This window comes from Lewinella sp. W8, assembly GCF_004375085.3.
Classification (GTDB): Bacteria; Bacteroidota; Bacteroidia; order Chitinophagales; family Saprospiraceae; genus Neolewinella.
Genome location: NZ_SNAQ03000001.1, coordinates 45,213 through 61,237, shown reverse-complemented (window position 1 = coordinate 61,237; position 16,025 = coordinate 45,213). Strand labels below are relative to the sequence as shown.

Here is a 16,025-nt window from a genome sequence, read left to right as displayed (position 1 = left end):
GTAGGATTTATTCCTCAACAATTTCCACGCCCTTCCAGAAGGCAATCCGATCGCGGATTTGTTCCGCCCGCGGATACGGATCGGCGTAGTACCAGGCGGCATCCTTATTTTCTTCCCCGTCTACCACTACGGAATAGTAGCTGCAGTGTCCCTTCCAGCCACAAAAGGTGGTGGTATCGCTGGACGTGAGCAGGGATTTATCGACGGCGTTTTCCGGGAAGTAATGATTTCCCTCCACGACTACGGTATCGTCACTCTCGGCGATTACCCGTCCTTTCCAGATGGCTTTCATGATGGCTTTTGCTTGGTCTCTCCTCAAGTAACGGAGAAGACAGGGGCAAGTTGCAGTTTTTTGGTCCGAAAACACGATCACTTCGGTCCAGATACTTGTCAATTCAGGTCATTTGCCCGCCCGGTGGCGGAGCTGCCTCCGGCAGACATTTCCCGCCTGCTCCTTGTTGTATATTGCCGCCATGAAGCAGCAAGCCCTCCTCATTTTTGTCAAGAATCCCATCGCCGGACGGACCAAGACCCGGCTGGCCGCCACCGTCGGTGACGAAAAGGCACTGAAAATGTACCACCAGCTCATGGACTGGACCCGCGACCAGGCCCTCCCCCTGGAAGACGTGGACCGCTACCTGTTTTATTCCGACTGGGTCGCCGAGAATGACAACTGGCCCGGAGACGATTTCCACAAATTAGTGCAGGAGGGCAATGGACTGGGAGAGCGCATGCAGCGGGGCTTTGAGCATGCCTTTGCCCGGGGGCATGAATCCGTCATCATCATCGGAAGCGATTGCCCGGGGGTGACCACCGAATTGCTCCGGGAAGCCTACACTCAACTGCAGGACCACGAGGTGGTCGTGGGGCCGGCGCTGGACGGCGGTTATTATCTGCTGGGACTGCGCCAGATGGAAACTTCCCTCTTCGAAAATATGGCGTGGAGCACGGAGGCCGTTTTGCCCGAAACTCTCCAACGAGCGGAACAAGCCGGTCTGCGCGTCGCCCAGCTCACGCCGCTCTCCGACGTGGATTACCTGGAGGATTGGCTTTACTACGGGTGGACCGTCCCCGAGTAGGGGACCCCTCCTATCGGGGAAGTCTGGATACCCCGAAAAATGGTCCGTTATCCCGCAGAATCGTTTACTACGGTCAACCACCGGGGGTTCTCCTCATTACCCCTCCCCTCCGTTCTGCGAAAAGGGCGGTTGTTTATAGCAGTGTGTGATTTCCAGCGTCCCGGCTCCGATATACTATGGGGGCCGGGATCCTATTTTTCCGCGGGGACTTCCACGGCTTTCGGTTTCTTGGCGCGCTTTTTCTTCGGATACCTGCCCGCCACTTTGACCTTACCGTTTTTGCTCAGCAAAATGGCAATGGCCCGGGTTTTGGGAAACTGCGCACAAATGATGATGATGGCCACCGTGATGGGAACGCTGAGTAACATACCCACCACCCCCCAGAGCATGGACCATAAAATCAGGGAAAGTACCACCACCAGCGGAGAGATATTGAGGCTGTCGCCCATCAGCCTGGGTTCGACAATGTTACCGATCAGGATTTGGATGCCGGTCACCCCGAGGGCCACCACCAGAAAGGGCGTCAGGGTTTCAAACTGCACCAGGGCCAGCAGGGCCGGCAGGGCGGTGGCGGTGATGGAGCCGATGGTCGGGATGTAGTTGAACAGAAAAATGAGGAAGGCCCAGAACAGGGCGTAATCCAGTCCGATCGACTGCAGCACGATCCAGCTCAGCAGTGCGGTGATCAGGCTGGTGAAGGTTTTCACGCCCAGGTAGGTCCGCATGGCGGTGTTGATCTCGTTCAGGACCAGGCTAAGTTGGTTGGTTTCGCCCAGATCCCAGCCGAGGGCGCGCATTTTTTTACCGAAGGCCCCCTGCTCGATCAGAAAAAACAACACGTACAACAGGACCAGGAACAATCCCTTGGCAAAGTTGGTGACGCCGTTGAGGACTTCCACCGAGTAGGCCCAGAGCTGTTCGTTCAGTTTCAGGTTGGCGACGGAAGGCGGGATGTCTCCGGGCCGCAGCATCGCGTAAACCTTGGCGATTTGCGCGTCGATTCGGGGCACGTATTTCTGGCTATCCACCACGAAGCCGTTGATGGTCTCCACGATGGTATCCCCCACCGCATACAGGGACAGGCCGATCATGGCCAGCGACATACCCAGGGTGAGGAAATTCGGGAGATGTTTTCCGACGACGGGAAGTCGGCGAAACTGGTTGTTGAGGGCATTCACCAGGTACCAAATGACCAGGGCCATGAAAATGGGTACCAGGTAACTCTTCCCCACCACCACCAGGGTGAGGATCAGTCCGATGGACAATAACCAGGCGGCTACGCGAACGATGGACATCAGGTGGATTTAGTGAGGTGAGGCGGGAATAACTCCCGTCTTCAACCATAACAACATTATCTTACTAACGTTCTGTGTGGCCGCCGATTGTTGCGGGGGAAATGGCGGACACGAATTTCCGTCAGGTTGTTTTAGGCAACAATAGGGATTAGGAGCCCAACTTTTCCGGGTGATGCTGGCCTTCGCTCCTAATGTTTATCACCCCTCCCAAATCACCACACCCTCCCGAATGCGCTCGATGAAGCCCAGGCAGTTTTTGCGGGGCTGGCACAACTGATAACCCCGGCAATCAAATAAGTACTGGCCGAAGGGCGATTCGAGCAAGTAGACGTAGCGGTCGTCCTTCCAGGGAAATCGGGTGATGTAGGTGGCCGAAAAATCTTTGGCCAGATCGTACAGCCACTGACTTGGCCGATCGTAGGCCTCACAGAAGATCGGCCGCGGAATCCCGGAACTTACCCGCAGGAGTTTCCAGCAGGTGATGCGAATGGTGGCGTCAACGTTCGTACAGGTGTTGGTGGGGTCGGGGTCCATGTACTCAAAACCAATGCTGATTCTCGAACCCGGCTCCAGGGGGTCACCCCGATATTCGGCCCCAACGTAGAACAGATTTCCGGCGTCGGTTTCCAGGAGCAGGTCGCAGCCGTCTTCCCCTTCGTAGCCCCGCACTTCCACCGCAAGGTGACAGGCGTTATTGGCCCGGGGCAGCGCCGGAGCGGAGGTTGTCCTTCTGCTGATGAACTCGGCGTAGCGCGTTGGCAACACCTCTACCGCTACCGGTTGGTCCGTCGAAATCTCTTCCGAGCCGACCTCTCCCTCCCCGCCGGTAATGGGGGGAGCGATGATGGTATCTCGGTAGGTTTCTCCCGTTGAATTATCCTGGATCGGTGCACTGGATCGTGGCGTGCCGCAGGTGCAAAGGAGTAGTAAAAGAGCAAAGAAGATTGGGTTCTTGTTCAAGCGCGAGGAATTTGAGGCACAAACGATTATAAGCCAGTGGTATTTCCCTGAAAAGAGGGCAAAAAATTTCTTATTTTTGCCGGCCAATGCGCGCCAACGCGCACTCTTATCGCTAAAAATAGGAAACAAGTCCATGAGCGGAACAAAAATCACCCTGACCAACGGAAAATTAAACGTACCCAACGACCCCATCATTCCCTTCATCGAGGGAGATGGCATCGGTCCTGACATCTGGGCGGCCGCCAGCCGCGTCCTCCAAGCCGCCGTGCAAAAAGCCTATAACGGCGAAAAGGAAATCGTTTGGCGGGAAGTCCTCGCCGGACAAAAAGCCATGGACAATACGGGCGAATGGCTGCCCCAGGAAACGCTGGACGTCATCGGAGAATACCTCGTCTCCATCAAGGGTCCCCTCACTACCCCCGTTGGAGGTGGCATCCGCTCCCTGAACGTGGCCCTGCGCCAGAAGCTGGACCTCTACGCCTGCGTGCGCCCGGTACAGTACTTCCAGGGTGTTCCCAGCCCCGTCAAGAACCCCCAGGACGTTGACATGGTCATCTTCCGGGAAAACACGGAGGACATCTACGCCGGAATCGAGTTTGCCGAAGGCACCGACGAAAACGCGGCCTTCCTGCAGTGGCTCAAGGAAACCTACCCCGAGCGCTACGCCAAGGTCCGCTTCCCGAACACGGCCGGTATCGGCATCAAGCCCGTCAGCCAGGAAGGCACCAACCGCCTCGTAAAAGCGGCCATCCAGTACGCCATCGACAACGGTAAGGACAGCGTAACCCTCGTCCATAAGGGTAACATCATGAAGTTTACCGAAGGGGCTTTCCGCGACTGGGGATACGAAACCGCTGCCCAGGACTTCAACGGCGAAGTACTGGACGGAGGTCCCTGGCACGTCATCAAGACCGAAGATGGCCGCACCATTACCATCAAGGACGTGATTGCCGACGCCATGCTTCAGCAGATCATCCTCCGCCCGAAGGAGTACAGCGTAATCGCTACCCTGAACCTCAACGGTGACTACATCTCCGACGCCCTGGCCGCCCAGGTGGGTGGTATCGGTATCGCTCCCGGAGCCAACATCAACTACGACACGGGGGTTTCCATCTTCGAGGCCACCCACGGTACGGCGCCCAAGTACGCCGGACTCGACAAGGTGAACCCCAGCTCCGTAATCCTCTCCGGAGAAATGATGTTCCGCTACATGGGATGGACCGAGGCCGCTGACCTCATCATCAAAGGAATCGAAGGCGCCATCTCCAAGAAGCGCGTAACCTACGATTTTGAGCGTCTGATGGACGGAGCTACCCTGCTCAAGTGTAGCGAGTTCGGTGACGAGATCATCGCCAATATGTAAAAAGGACTGAATAACCGACCTGAGCTGGTTTTCAGTAATGAAGGGCGCCCGTAACCGGGCGCCCTTCTTCTTTTTTTAAGTGGAAGAAATGGCCATAGTGATACGAAGTATGTGGGTTAGCGCAAAGTTATAACCCTTGTTGTAGCATAGAGTTATAACCCCTTTCTCCTGGTATGTATTCCCTTAATAAACTACTTTTCTGGTATTAGGTGGAGGTGTGATACGGAAGTCCACCCATCACTGATTTTAGATAAAGACGGACATTTTTCTCGCTATCCAAGTTTGGTACTTTTGTCGGCCAAAAGTACCGCAAAAGCCTCCCGTCTAAATTGCCGGCTTAACGGGCTCACGGCACTTTTGGCGCCTACGAAATTGAAACTCGCCGCACACTACTTTTTTCAAAGAAAACCCATCGATTATCGACCCCTTGTTTTTCAAGCAATCATCAAGTATTGGCTCAAACACCAATTCCGCTTCACGGCCCAAAAGCACCGCTCCCCCTACCAGCAATTAAGGCCGGATATAAAATTTTTTCTCGTTGCTATCTTTGATTAAAGTATTTGCTACTTCCAAGCTTTCCTTAGGGGTTTGTTCGGTTTTTCCCTGCTCCCCCTCTTTTTCGGCCTTCGTCATCGGTAGGGAATGGAGGCCTTTGCGACCGTTGGCGCCAAGCTGTTGTATGAGCACCCCAAGGCTTTTAAAAAGTCCCTAATGATGTGTAACCGATTAGTGATCTTTTATCCACTAAGTAGGTTGCGAGTTTCGGCTTTGTAGGTCAGCAAAGGTCTTCATTCCCGTTAAGCCGATGATGCAGCCGAGGGCGTTCGCTTCGCGGCTACTTCGTGGTTGGCCCCACCTTTTGGCCAGCAAAAGGTGGAAAACTTATGGGGTAGAATTGTCCTTGGCGTTTTGGAGTAAATTTAGAGGTTTCTTACGTACCCCTAAGCTACTGCACTCATCTGACCCAATTTGTAAATTGTTACAACCTTCCTTTTGGCAGGGAAGAACTAAAAAAGACTGAATTCATCTGAAAGGACAATCTGTGTGCTATCAAAAGGGGTATAACCCTATGCCATCCCACAAGTACTACGGCCCTACGTTGCTAATAATTGCCAACCCGATGCTGCAACACTTCGGCGGGTAATTGGGTCAGTCCAAGGAAGCTGGCTAAGCGCCGCAGTTCTTCCTCCGCGCGCTCGTCGCACAGCGCCGCGTAATCCAGAAAATAGGTTTGCTCGGGCTTGAGCATCTGGCGGGCCATGGCTTCGAACTGCTGAGCATTATTCCTGAAGTAAGCTTCGTCCTCGGAGGTGGTAACGATTCCCATGGTCCTGGCCGAGGCCAGACACTCTTTCACGTCCCGCACCACGTACACCGTCCGGGAGGCGGGCAGGCGTTGCTGCCAGAAAGCCAGGTTGGGTGGGTACCACTCCGGCAGTTTCACCCCCCACCGCCGGTCGGTTCCGGCGGCCATTGCGTAGCCCTCGCACAGACTGTCCATTACCTTATCCTGCAAGAGGACGTAATCCTTCATGAAGGGCAGCAGGTCGGGAATCCATTGGTTGACCTTTCCGTCGATAACTTCCTGCAGCATCCGGTCGCGCTGCCCGCCGCCCATGGCGACCATTTGTTTTTTGTATTGCATGACCTGCCCCAACTGGAAGAAATCATCCGCCGCCAATTCCCCGAAGACGATGGCCTCCCCGGAGCCACAACACAAACGCTGGAGCAAGGTGGTGCCGGATCTTCTGACGGGTGCGGCAATGAAGATTGGCGCGTCCTGCTGACGGTCGTAGGTTGGTTCGGCCATAGTGTGGAGTATCTTAGGCGGGTAGGCTCCGTCGCACCAGTTCCAGGGTCGCGAGAGACATCAGCAATTGTTCTTCCTTGTCGTTGAGGTCATCGGGAATAAACTCGAAGGCCCGTTGGCTCAGGGGGTCCGTTTTGGAGGCCTGGGTCGTAGACAGGGCTCCTACTTCCCGGTTGCCAACGCTGATGGGAAGGTAGTTCTCTTTAGCCTCGGCACTGATCCGGGCCAATTCCTTTCCGGTCCGCTGCCCGAAAAGCACTTTGTTGTCGATGGTACCCACGGGCTGATCGTCAATCTCCAGACTGGTCTTACCGTTTTCGGTCCAGAAAACGTAATCGTGTTCCGCCGTGCGGGCGTAGAGTAACTCGTTGACCTTTTTGCCAAGGTACCGCCGGTAGGAATAGCTCACTACGGGTTCATGAAAAATGGTCGTAAAGGTGCCTTTCGCCGATTTGCCGGCGCCCCGCTTCACGACTTGCTTGTCCTGCGCCAGACTGAACAGGTCCAGCTCTTCTTTATTGAGGGGGACCAGATTCTCGCTCCAGCTATCCATATCTTCCTTCAGCTCACGAACCACGCGGGCGCGCTGCTTTTTACCCGGCATGCGGTTGGAAGACCACATCCGAAAAAGCATCATCATCGCTACGAGAAGTACTACACTCAGGATCGTCAAGGGTATCATAACAGAAAAGCTTATTGGCTAAGGTAAGAGCTTGTTTGGAATTTAGTAATTGACCTCCATTTGGCCTTTTTTGGCGCTAGCTTCGTTGGGAAAATCCTCACTTAGCGCTGCTAAAATCCAATTTTCCCGCCTTGCCACCACCAAAAAAAATCTCAAATCCGGTCAGACGACCAAAATCCCAAACAAACTCTAAGAAGATTACGCCTTGGCGCCCCGCATAGTTGTCCTGCTCGTCGATGGATTGCCGAGACTCGTCTTTATCGGGCCCGGACTACACTACCGGAGAAGATCAATGACCTCGGCCCTCTTCCTGCTGGCTACGGGAACTTCATCTCCGTTGGTCATCCGCAAATAGCCGCTGTCCACCTTCTTGAATTCTACCACGTGACGCAGGTTTACCAGATGAGATTGATGCACCCGAATGAAGTGATGCCCCTCCAGCATACCCTGATAGTGCTTGAGGGTTTTGGTCACGAATACCGGTCTTTCCTCCGTAAAGAAAAAACGGGTATTGTTCCCGTCGGCCTCACAACGAATGACCTCCCGCACCGGGGCCACCAGAATTTTCTCGGAAGTATGCAGAGAAATGCGGTCCGGCAATACTTCTGGCTGCCGGATAGTGTTGCGCAGGAGTTCCAGGCTATCTGCACTCGATATGCCGTGGCGCGTCCGGGCGCGCTGCAGGGCTTCCCGCAGGGCCTCCTGGTCGACGGGCTTCAATAGATAATCTACCGCCGCAAACCGAAAAGCGCGCACGGCAAATTCGTCGGAAGCCGTAATGAAGATTATCTGTGCGTCCAGGTCAGGGATCAGCTCAAGGATATCGAAACCCGTTCCGTCACCCAGCATGATGTCCAGGAAAAGCAGATCCGGCTTTAGCGACCGTAACTGCTTTGCCGCATCAATCACCCCCGCAGCAGTGCCAATGATTTCGAGGTCCGGCGCTACCCGGTGGAGGTCGGAGGTCAGGGCGGCCAGTGCTTCTGGCATATCTTCAACGATAAAGGCGGTCATGAATACATTATTAGGGTGGTTACCAGGCCGGTTGCACCGGAAAGTTAAGCACAACGCGGGTTCCGGAAGGCTGACGGTCTTCCAGCCTCACCGTTCCGCCCATTGCCCGCAGCCGGTCTTCGGTGACCTGCAGGGCCACCGACTGATGCCCCGGCTTTCGCTTCTCCCGGCGGGCCGCAGCAGCTTTCCGGCCAATGCCATCATCTTCGATGGTCACCAGTAACCTGCGTCCCCGAAGGACGAAATTGATGGTGACCTTTCCGGGGGTTTCCCGACCGGAAAGACCGTGGAGGACCGCGTTTTCCACGAAGGGTTGTAAGATCATGGGCGGAAGCAGCCAGTCTTCGGGGTCCTGCCCCTCAATACCCTGAATCTCGTAGTCAAACGCGAAGGGTTGACAAAACTGCTCCATGCGGAGATAGTCCTCCAGAGTCTTTATCTCCGCCGCCAGGCTGATGGCGTCCTTCCGGCTGTTGTCCAGGACCCCGCGCATCAGGCTGGCAAATCGATTAATCTGGTGACTGGCATCTTCGTCCTGCCCGCTGTCGACCAGCCCCCGAATACCGTTGAGGGCATTGAAAATGAAGTGTGGGTTCATTTGGAGCCGCAGCGCCTGTTGCTCCAGTTTCAGCAGCTGGTTACGCTTTTCCAGTGCTTGTCGTTTCTTGCTCTCCCGTCGCTCCACGTTCCGATACAACCCGTAAACAGTGCCGATCAGGAGGAGAATACCCGCCAGCGCCACCACCCCCAAAAACCAGGGCTTCCGCCAGGTTTGGGTGGTAATGCGAAACGCATAATGGGCCTCCTCGCCCCAGGTCTTACCGTCGTCCGTGGTGGCTGCTACTGAAAACTGGTACATTCCCGGCTCCAGGCCCGCGTAGCGGACGGCCAGATCGGCAGACGGCGGAGACCAGGAGGTTTCGATACCCTTCAGTTTCCAGCGGTACCGGATGCGCTCGGGATAACTCAGGTCAACGGCCCGAAAACGGAAATTGAAGTGATTGTCGCGCGGCTTAAACTGGGGGACACCGCCCTCCAGTTGATAGTCGGAAGTATTTACTTTCTCGTAAAAGAGATCAATCGATTCAAAGTGCACCCGCGGTGGGTCGAGAAAAACGTTGGGATCATCACGGACAAATCGTGTCAGTCCGTTCATGGTGCCGAACCACAGCTCTCCCTCAACGCCGGACACTACCGCATCGTGGCAGGTTTCCACCCCTAAGAATCCCTCCTCCGGCCCGTAATGCTTGATCCAGTCGGGGCGGCCATTTCGGTCCAGAAAAAGCCGGTATACTCCGCGTTCGGTGCCGATCCAGACCTCGCCGGCATCAACCGGCGTGAACAGCTGGTAGAAACTGGTGGTGGGCGGACGCAGGCTCGCCGGTAAAGGAAAGAAATGAAGATTTTCCATCCGGAGGTCCGTAAAGTAGATTCCGTATCCTTCCACGGCAACCCAGAGTTGGGTCGACAACCGGACCGCCAGTGCCCTTACCCGCCCGGGCGGCAATCCCTGGGCGTCGTCAAAGACCGTAACGGTTTTTCCCTCCCGAAAATGAATAACCTCCCCGGAACTAGTTCCAAGTAATACCCCGCCTTCCGGATGCGCGATGGCGGAGGAAATGGAGTTCGTGGGTAATGCATCCGTTCCCGCGTAGGGCCGCACCCTCCACAAAGAATCTTCCCGTACTACTTCCGCCAGTCCGTCGGCGTAGGTCACCGCCAGTACGCCCCCACGGTCACGGGGCAACAATTTCAAAATCCAGTTACTGGGTAACCCCTCCCGAACGCCAATACTGGTAACGGCACTACTGTCCAAAATCCGGATACCGCCCCCTTCGGTGCCGAGAAAAATTCGTCCCTGCTCGTCCTCGGTGATGGTCTTGATTTTTGGTCGCCCCGGGCTACCCCGTAGCGGGGGTTCCCGAAAGGAGGTTGAATCCAGGAGCTGAAGTCCGCCGGAAGTACCCAGCCAAAGGGTGCTGTCCCGGCTCTGGTGCAGGGCGTACACGCGTTCGCCGGACAATCCCTCCCGCAGTCCGAAATGCCGTAAGCCGGTTGGAATCATCCTGGCCAGTCCACCGCCGGAAGTGGCTGCCCACGCCCGGCCCTGATGGTCCAGGGCCAAATCCCGGACGTTGGGGTGCGGGAAGCCATCGGCCTCGCGGAAATTTTTCAGTACTTCCCCTTCGGGGTTGAGCAGCAGCAGGCCACGGTTTCTCGTGCCCGCAAGCATCTGCCCACTGGGTAAGGAGATCAGTCGCTGTACGTACCTTAGAGCCGGGGCCGGTTGCTCGACGAGTTCTTGGGTGGTTATGGAATAGTGCAACAGGCCCCGTTCGGCTACCCCCAGCCAAAATCCATCATCCCCCACGGGAAGTATGGCCTCTACCCCGCTCAATTCCAGCAAAAGTTCCGGATGATCAGCTTGCTCCGCAAGAGCATAGACGCCCCGGTCAGTAACGATCAGGGTCCTTTGGTCATCCACCGCCCTGATTTCCCGGATCCACTGCTTGCCCATTCCCGCAAAAATGCGGACGAGTCCGTATCCTGCCGCAGAACGGTCCAGGACGTAAAGGCCATGGTCGGTGCCCACCAAAGTTTTTGTGCCCCACCGGCCCAGGGCCCGGATGTTCATGGCTCCTCCGAGTACCCTGGCACCTGCGCTCGGCGCCCCCGGTAAATCAAAGAGCAGTGCGGTGATAAATTTTCCATCTTTATTCGAACGGATACTTAAGCCACGGTTGGTGCCCACCAGTAAGTGGTCATCCGACGTAAAGTCGAGGGCCGTGATGTAATCAGACGGTAGGCCATCCGCCTGGGTGAAGGTCTCGAAGGTCGCCCCATCGAAACGGGCCACCCCTCCGCCCTGTGTCCCCACCCAGAGATAATCCTGCGGACCGGAGACGAGGCTGTAGACCTGAGACTGCGGCAATCCCTCGCGGATGGAGTAGGTCAGGAAACCGTAGGGCTGGGCGTACAGGGCCGCCCCCCAACCGAGTAGAAACAGGATGAACGGCAGCCTTGAAGGGGGAATTTTTACCACTGGACCCGGTGAAATCAGTACACCTACTAATCTCCGAAATTATTCCGGATTTGTTGCAGCAGACTGGTGAAGGTCTCGTAATCCTCTTCCGTCATCCCGGACCAGGTCTGCACCCGCAACCCCTCGACTTTGGGAATGAGTAAATCGTGGATGCGTTCTCCTTCTGCGGTCAACTGGACCATGTAGCGCCGGCGATCGTTGGGAAATCTTTTGCGTTCCGCCAGCTTCTTCTTGGCCAGTTTGTCGATGATGCGACTGACCGTCGGCGCGTCCTTGAAGGTTCCGTTGGCCAGTTCCGTCTGAGAGGAAGCTCCCGCAATCCGGAGGTGGTCCAGCAGTACCCACTGTTCGGGGGTCAGGTCCACGCCGGCTTCCCGGAAAGTACGCTGAAAATGAGCTTTCATCAGGCGCGTGGTACGGTCTAGTAACGTACCAACATTAGAGTAGGATAAGGGAGGCAAAACGAAGGAATTATTGGTGTATTACTCGGTGAAGGTAATAGTCCAGCAGCAAATGCTCTGGTAACCAATGACTCCCCCGGTAGGGAAGGACCGTTACGGAGGGCAAGGGGCCGTACATTCCCGCGAGCCTTTCGTGGTGCAGCAGCGGGTCCCGGTCTCCCGCAAAAACGGTGGCCGAAATTCCCCGCTGGCCCAGTGCCGCTTCCAGCGCCTGTGGTTGCGGGGGAAAGTTCAGGACACTGCGCAGGGTCCCGGCCAGGCGGCGTCGGAATGACTGATCGCGGAGGTTATGGTGGAGGTATTCGGCGGAGTAACGGTTAATGATACCCCGGCGGCGCAACCAATTGCTCACCCGCAAGATTCCCCGGGGCCGCTTGGTGAGGGTAGCCAGCGGACGAACCATGCGCTTGGGCAGCGTATCCACCCAGTTGGTATAACGCCCCCCGGCGCCGTCGGGCGCCACGAGCGCCAGATCACGCAGGTCGGGATGCCGTAAATCCGGCAGACAGCTGCTCAGAATTCGTCCCCCCAGACTATGCCCCAGTAAGAACACCGGACGATCAGCGTAGGACGCCAACAGGGTATTGAGGAGCGAAGAAAAGTTGTCCGGGGTATACTGATCTGCGGCCCACTGGCTGTTGCCGTGGTAGGGTAAATCCGGTGCCAGCGTAGTGAATTCGTCCCCCAGACGGTGGGCCAGCCGTGCCATCCTCCCCCCGTGCCGGCCAAAGCCGTGCAGGGCCAACAGTATGGCCGGACCCTGTCCGTACTGACGCACGTAGATTCCGCTCTCCGTATTGGAGTCAGAGGCGGGTATAATTTGATTTGGGGTTACAAAGAGGTCTGCCAGAATGGGAATGTTTTACGAAAGATATACGACAGAGATTGTCCGGTAGTTCATTCCTTCCCGAATTTGGGGGTAGGAGAAAGCCCAGGGGTCAGGACCACTTACTGGCATTTATTTTACCGTCGATTCCGTCTCCCAACAGGGTAAGGAATTTTTTCCGGGAGATGGATCGTCCCCCAAGGCTCTTCAGGTGCTTGGTTTCCTGTTGACAGTCGATCATGGTGTAGCCCTCCACCAGAAGCCGGCGAACGAGGGAGATGAACCCAAACTTGCTGGCGTTGGGTTGGAGAAAGAACATACTTTCACCAAAGAACACCGTACCCAGCGCCAGGCCATAAAGCCCGCCCACCAGCTCGTCTTCTTCGTAGACTTCCACGCTGTGAGCCAGCCCGCGTTCGTGCAGGCTGACGTAGCCCGAAATGAGATCCTCAGTAATCCAGCTGCCCCACTGTCCGGGGCGATACAGGTTACGGCATTCTTCCATCACTCTCCGAAACTGGCCGTCGTACTCCACCCGGTATTTACCTTGATTAAAGTAGGGACGCATGCTTTTGGAGACCTTCAGCTCATCGGGGAAGAGGACGAAACGCGGATCGGGATGCCACCAAAGAATCGGCTCTCCTTCGCTGAACCAGGGGAAGTAACCCAGCTGGTAGGCGAAGAAGAGCCGTTCCGGGCTGAGATCCCCGCCGAAACAGGCGGGGCCAGTCCCGTTGGTCTGCAGGGGATCAGGAAATAATTCGGGAAATCGCGGATCGAGGCGAAATAGGGGCATGGAGACTATCTACCTTCAATGGTAGCCGATAGCCCCCGGTCGACCAAAGCTTCCCGCTTCGGGCGTAACTCGCTCAGGGCAGCGGACTTTACGGTTGCCTTGCCCTTGAAGTGAATCAACAGGGCCAACTGCTCGCTCTGCTCGGGGCTATGCCCCAGGACGTCAACGAAACACTTCATTACCCAATCGAAGGTGTTGTGATCATCATTGTACACAATGAGATCAGCGGGCTCTCCCGTCCCAACGTCAACGTCTTCGTCGAGCAATACATCTTCCTGTCCTGAGCTGGCGTATAACATGTTGTGCGGCAATAGTTTAAATCGAAGCTGCAAATAAGGAACCCCTAAAGTTGGGCCAAAGTTTCTTTTACCGCCCCAAAGTTAGGTAAATCTCCGGCTGAATCGAGCACCTCGGCGTAGCGGACGATGCCCTCCCCGTCGATCACGAAAGCCGAGCGCTTGCTGACGCCCTGCATTCCGAAAACGAAATTATCGTACAGCGAGCCGTACTGACGGCTGACCTCCTTGTTGAAGTCACTCAGAAGGGGGAAATTTAACCGCTCGGCCTCCTTGAATTTTGCCAGCGTGAACGGAGAGTCTACGCTGATGGCGACCACGTCCGTATTCATGTTATTGTACTCGGCCAGTGCGTCCCGCATCGTGCACATTTCTTCGGTGCACACGCCCGTGAAGGCCAGGGGGAAAAACAGCACGACCAGGTTCCGTCCCTGGTAATCCTGGAGGCTGACTTCTTTGGTTTCGTCGTTCACGAGCGTGAACAGGGGGGCTTTATCGCCAACTTTAAGGCTCATATTGCTGTGTTTGATTGCGTTGTTGATTATACACTAGGAGTACCATATTGTTGCGCGTAATCACCAAAATCCCGGCGCGGAATTATCTGCTCCCATTTTCCCCGCCCCACCCTATCTTGCGCCGTGACCTATTCAACTTCACGTGCCTATCTGGAGCTGCACCTCGCAGTCTTCCTCTGGGGTTTCACCGCCATCCTCGGCGATCTGATCACTCTCAATGCCCTCACCCTGGTGTGGTGGCGGGTGCTGCTCACGAGTATTAGCCTCGTTGCCTTCGTACGCCTGGCGGCCATGGTACGGGAAATTGGCAAACGGCAGTTGATCATTTACGCCGGTATCGGGGTCCTGGTCGCCATCCACTGGGTCACCTTCTACGGGTCCATAAAACTGGCCAACGCCAGCGTGGCCCTCATCTGCATGGCCACCACCTCGCTGTTTTCCAGCATCATCGAACCCTGGATCGTCAAACGTCCCTTTCGCTGGTACGAACTGTTGCTCGGTTTATTCATCCTGCCGGGCATCTGGCTGATTGCCGACGGGGTATCCAGCGATATGGAGGTAGGCATTTTGGTGGGGCTGCTGTCTGCCTTCCTCGTCGCCCTTTTCACGTCGCTGAACAAGCGGTACGTGGAAGGAGCCGACCCCCACCGCATCACCTTTTTGGAATTGTCCGCCGCTACCCTCTTTCTGACCCCATTCCTCCCATTCGTGGGGGACCTCCGCTGGCCCAGTACCATGGATTGGGTTTACTTGCTGGTGCTGGCGCTGTTGTGCACCACGCTGACCAACCTGCTCTTTTTGCGGGCCCTGCGGAAGTTGTCGGCCTTTGCCTCGAACCTGACGGTAAACCTCGAGCCCGTTTACGGCATTTTCCTAGCCTATTTCCTCCTGGACGACGCCGAGGAGCTGAACGGTCAGTTCTACCTCGGCACCCTCCTCATCATGATCGCCGTTTTCGGGTACTCGATCGTAAAACGCACCCTGCGAAAACGAATGGAGGCGGCCCATCGCTAAACGTCAACAATTGTGGTGGCCAAGGCAGGTGCCAAAATTATCCCGGTGGCCGCGTTGGTTGAAATGTTGGCTAAGCTGAGGCTGACGAATCGATGGCTTTGAAATCATGAAGCAAGCGACTCGACCACAACGAAAGGCAGGTAGGCTTATCCAAAAGCCGCGTGGTTGGCCCCCATGCCAGGCACGAGGTTTCCGCCTTGCTCCGTTTGGCGACGCTCACAGGACCGCATAATCAGGACCCGATCAATCATTGGGGTTGGGACATTAAAAAAGCCGCTCTCCCGGTGGGGAAAGCGGCTTTTCCGGAGTGTGCGGTTGATGCTCTAGAGGTCATCCACCCGCTTACCGGCAGAGTAGTTGACTTTCAACTGGTTACTCTTGCGGAGTTTGGTCTTTACGTCCTGAACGATACCCATCGTTACTTCACCGTCTACGCGGAGGGAGGAAGTAATGCGGGGGTGCTTCGCTTCGGGGACTTTCACTTTGTGCTTTTCGAGGAAAATGGGGATATCGTCTACGTTGGAGATTTTATCACCCAACTGGATCCGGGGGGAAGTACCGTACAGCTTCTGATTCTGCTTAGTGGGCCGGCCGATGTAAATGTAATTTACGAGCGACTTTTCCTCCAGCTTCGTCAATTCAGTTGCTTCGGGCGTATTCACCTGCAGCTTCAGTTCGGAATCACGCAGTACGGTTACCATCATGAAGAAGAAGAGCAACATGAAGATAATGTCTGGCAGTGAAGCCGTAGAAATTGCGGGACTGGACTTACCTCGTTTTTTAGAAAACTTAGCCATGATTGAATCTTAGAGGATTAAGGACAATGCTGTCCGTTAGATGCCGCCCGGGCGGCTGGTGGTGGGTGAAGGAA

At 55.8% G+C, this 16,025-nt stretch carries 16 protein-coding genes; 3 read left to right on the top strand and 13 right to left on the bottom strand.

The window, feature by feature from the left end:
- Positions 1-7 precede the first annotated feature (7 nt).
- Positions 8-292: a DUF427 domain-containing protein gene (locus tag E1J53_RS00230; protein ID WP_134269971.1), complete on the bottom strand. Its 285-nt coding sequence runs from the start codon at positions 290-292 to the stop codon at positions 8-10.
- Between the two features lie 181 nt (positions 293-473).
- Between E1J53_RS00230 and E1J53_RS00225 the strand changes: the two genes are divergently transcribed.
- Positions 474-1,079 (top strand): TIGR04282 family arsenosugar biosynthesis glycosyltransferase, encoded by a 606-nt coding sequence (locus E1J53_RS00225; RefSeq protein ID WP_134269970.1) that lies wholly within the window; start codon positions 474-476, stop codon positions 1,077-1,079.
- 191 nt (positions 1,080-1,270) lie between these two features.
- On the opposite strand, the gene E1J53_RS00220 is transcribed toward E1J53_RS00225, so the two are convergent.
- Both E1J53_RS00220 and E1J53_RS00215 read right to left on the bottom strand, forming a co-directional pair.
- Positions 1,271-2,374 (bottom strand): AI-2E family transporter, encoded by a 1,104-nt coding sequence (locus E1J53_RS00220; protein WP_134269969.1) that lies wholly within the window; start codon positions 2,372-2,374, stop codon positions 1,271-1,273.
- Positions 2,375-2,572: 198 nt separating this feature from the next.
- Complete coding sequence (locus E1J53_RS00215; RefSeq protein WP_134269968.1) at positions 2,573-3,334, bottom strand: hypothetical protein; 762 nt, start codon at positions 3,332-3,334, stop codon at positions 2,573-2,575.
- 133 nt (positions 3,335-3,467) lie between these two features.
- On the opposite strand from E1J53_RS00215, the gene icd reads away from it, so the two are divergent.
- Positions 3,468-4,697 (top strand): NADP-dependent isocitrate dehydrogenase, encoded by a 1,230-nt coding sequence (gene icd / locus E1J53_RS00210; protein ID WP_134269967.1) that lies wholly within the window; start codon positions 3,468-3,470, stop codon positions 4,695-4,697.
- A gap of 1,102 nt (positions 4,698-5,799) precedes the next feature.
- On the opposite strand, the gene E1J53_RS00205 is transcribed toward icd, so the two are convergent.
- From E1J53_RS00205 to E1J53_RS00165, 9 genes are all read right to left on the bottom strand, one after another.
- Positions 5,800-6,507 carry a sulfotransferase gene (locus E1J53_RS00205; RefSeq protein WP_134269966.1) on the bottom strand — a complete coding sequence of 236 codons (708 nt, stop codon included), beginning with the start codon at positions 6,505-6,507 and terminating at the stop codon, positions 5,800-5,802.
- Positions 6,508-6,520: 13 nt separating this feature from the next.
- Positions 6,521-7,189 carry a hypothetical protein gene (locus E1J53_RS00200; protein ID WP_134269965.1) on the bottom strand — a complete coding sequence of 223 codons (669 nt, stop codon included), beginning with the start codon at positions 7,187-7,189 and terminating at the stop codon, positions 6,521-6,523.
- Between the two features lie 276 nt (positions 7,190-7,465).
- Positions 7,466-8,203 (bottom strand): LytTR family DNA-binding domain-containing protein, encoded by a 738-nt coding sequence (locus E1J53_RS00195; RefSeq protein WP_134269964.1) that lies wholly within the window; start codon positions 8,201-8,203, stop codon positions 7,466-7,468.
- A 19-nt stretch (positions 8,204-8,222) separates the two neighbouring features.
- Positions 8,223-11,246, bottom strand: a complete 3,024-nt coding sequence (locus tag E1J53_RS24595; RefSeq protein WP_134269963.1) for a histidine kinase — start codon at positions 11,244-11,246, stop codon at positions 8,223-8,225.
- A gap of 26 nt (positions 11,247-11,272) precedes the next feature.
- Complete coding sequence (locus E1J53_RS00185; protein ID WP_134269962.1) at positions 11,273-11,650, bottom strand: MarR family winged helix-turn-helix transcriptional regulator; 378 nt, start codon at positions 11,648-11,650, stop codon at positions 11,273-11,275.
- A 67-nt stretch (positions 11,651-11,717) separates the two neighbouring features.
- Entirely contained in the window at positions 11,718-12,485 is a 768-nt protein-coding gene (locus tag E1J53_RS00180; protein WP_134269961.1) for an alpha/beta hydrolase, read from the bottom strand.
- Positions 12,486-12,645: 160 nt separating this feature from the next.
- On the bottom strand, positions 12,646-13,329 hold the full coding sequence (gene aat, locus E1J53_RS00175) for a leucyl/phenylalanyl-tRNA--protein transferase (protein WP_134269960.1): 684 nt from the start codon (positions 13,327-13,329) through the stop codon (positions 12,646-12,648).
- Between the two features lie 5 nt (positions 13,330-13,334).
- Positions 13,335-13,628 carry an ATP-dependent Clp protease adaptor ClpS gene (locus tag E1J53_RS00170; protein ID WP_134269959.1) on the bottom strand — a complete coding sequence of 98 codons (294 nt, stop codon included), beginning with the start codon at positions 13,626-13,628 and terminating at the stop codon, positions 13,335-13,337.
- A gap of 44 nt (positions 13,629-13,672) precedes the next feature.
- Complete coding sequence (locus E1J53_RS00165; RefSeq protein ID WP_134269958.1) at positions 13,673-14,140, bottom strand: redoxin domain-containing protein; 468 nt, start codon at positions 14,138-14,140, stop codon at positions 13,673-13,675.
- Between the two features lie 123 nt (positions 14,141-14,263).
- Here E1J53_RS00165 and E1J53_RS00160 point away from each other — a divergent pair, with 123 nt between their 5' ends.
- Positions 14,264-15,154 carry a DMT family transporter gene (locus E1J53_RS00160; RefSeq protein WP_134269957.1) on the top strand — a complete coding sequence of 297 codons (891 nt, stop codon included), beginning with the start codon at positions 14,264-14,266 and terminating at the stop codon, positions 15,152-15,154.
- A gap of 323 nt (positions 15,155-15,477) precedes the next feature.
- On the opposite strand, the gene E1J53_RS00155 is transcribed toward E1J53_RS00160, so the two are convergent.
- On the bottom strand, positions 15,478-15,951 hold the full coding sequence (locus tag E1J53_RS00155; protein ID WP_134269956.1) for a biopolymer transporter ExbD: 474 nt from the start codon (positions 15,949-15,951) through the stop codon (positions 15,478-15,480).
- Positions 15,952-16,025 lie beyond the last annotated feature (74 nt).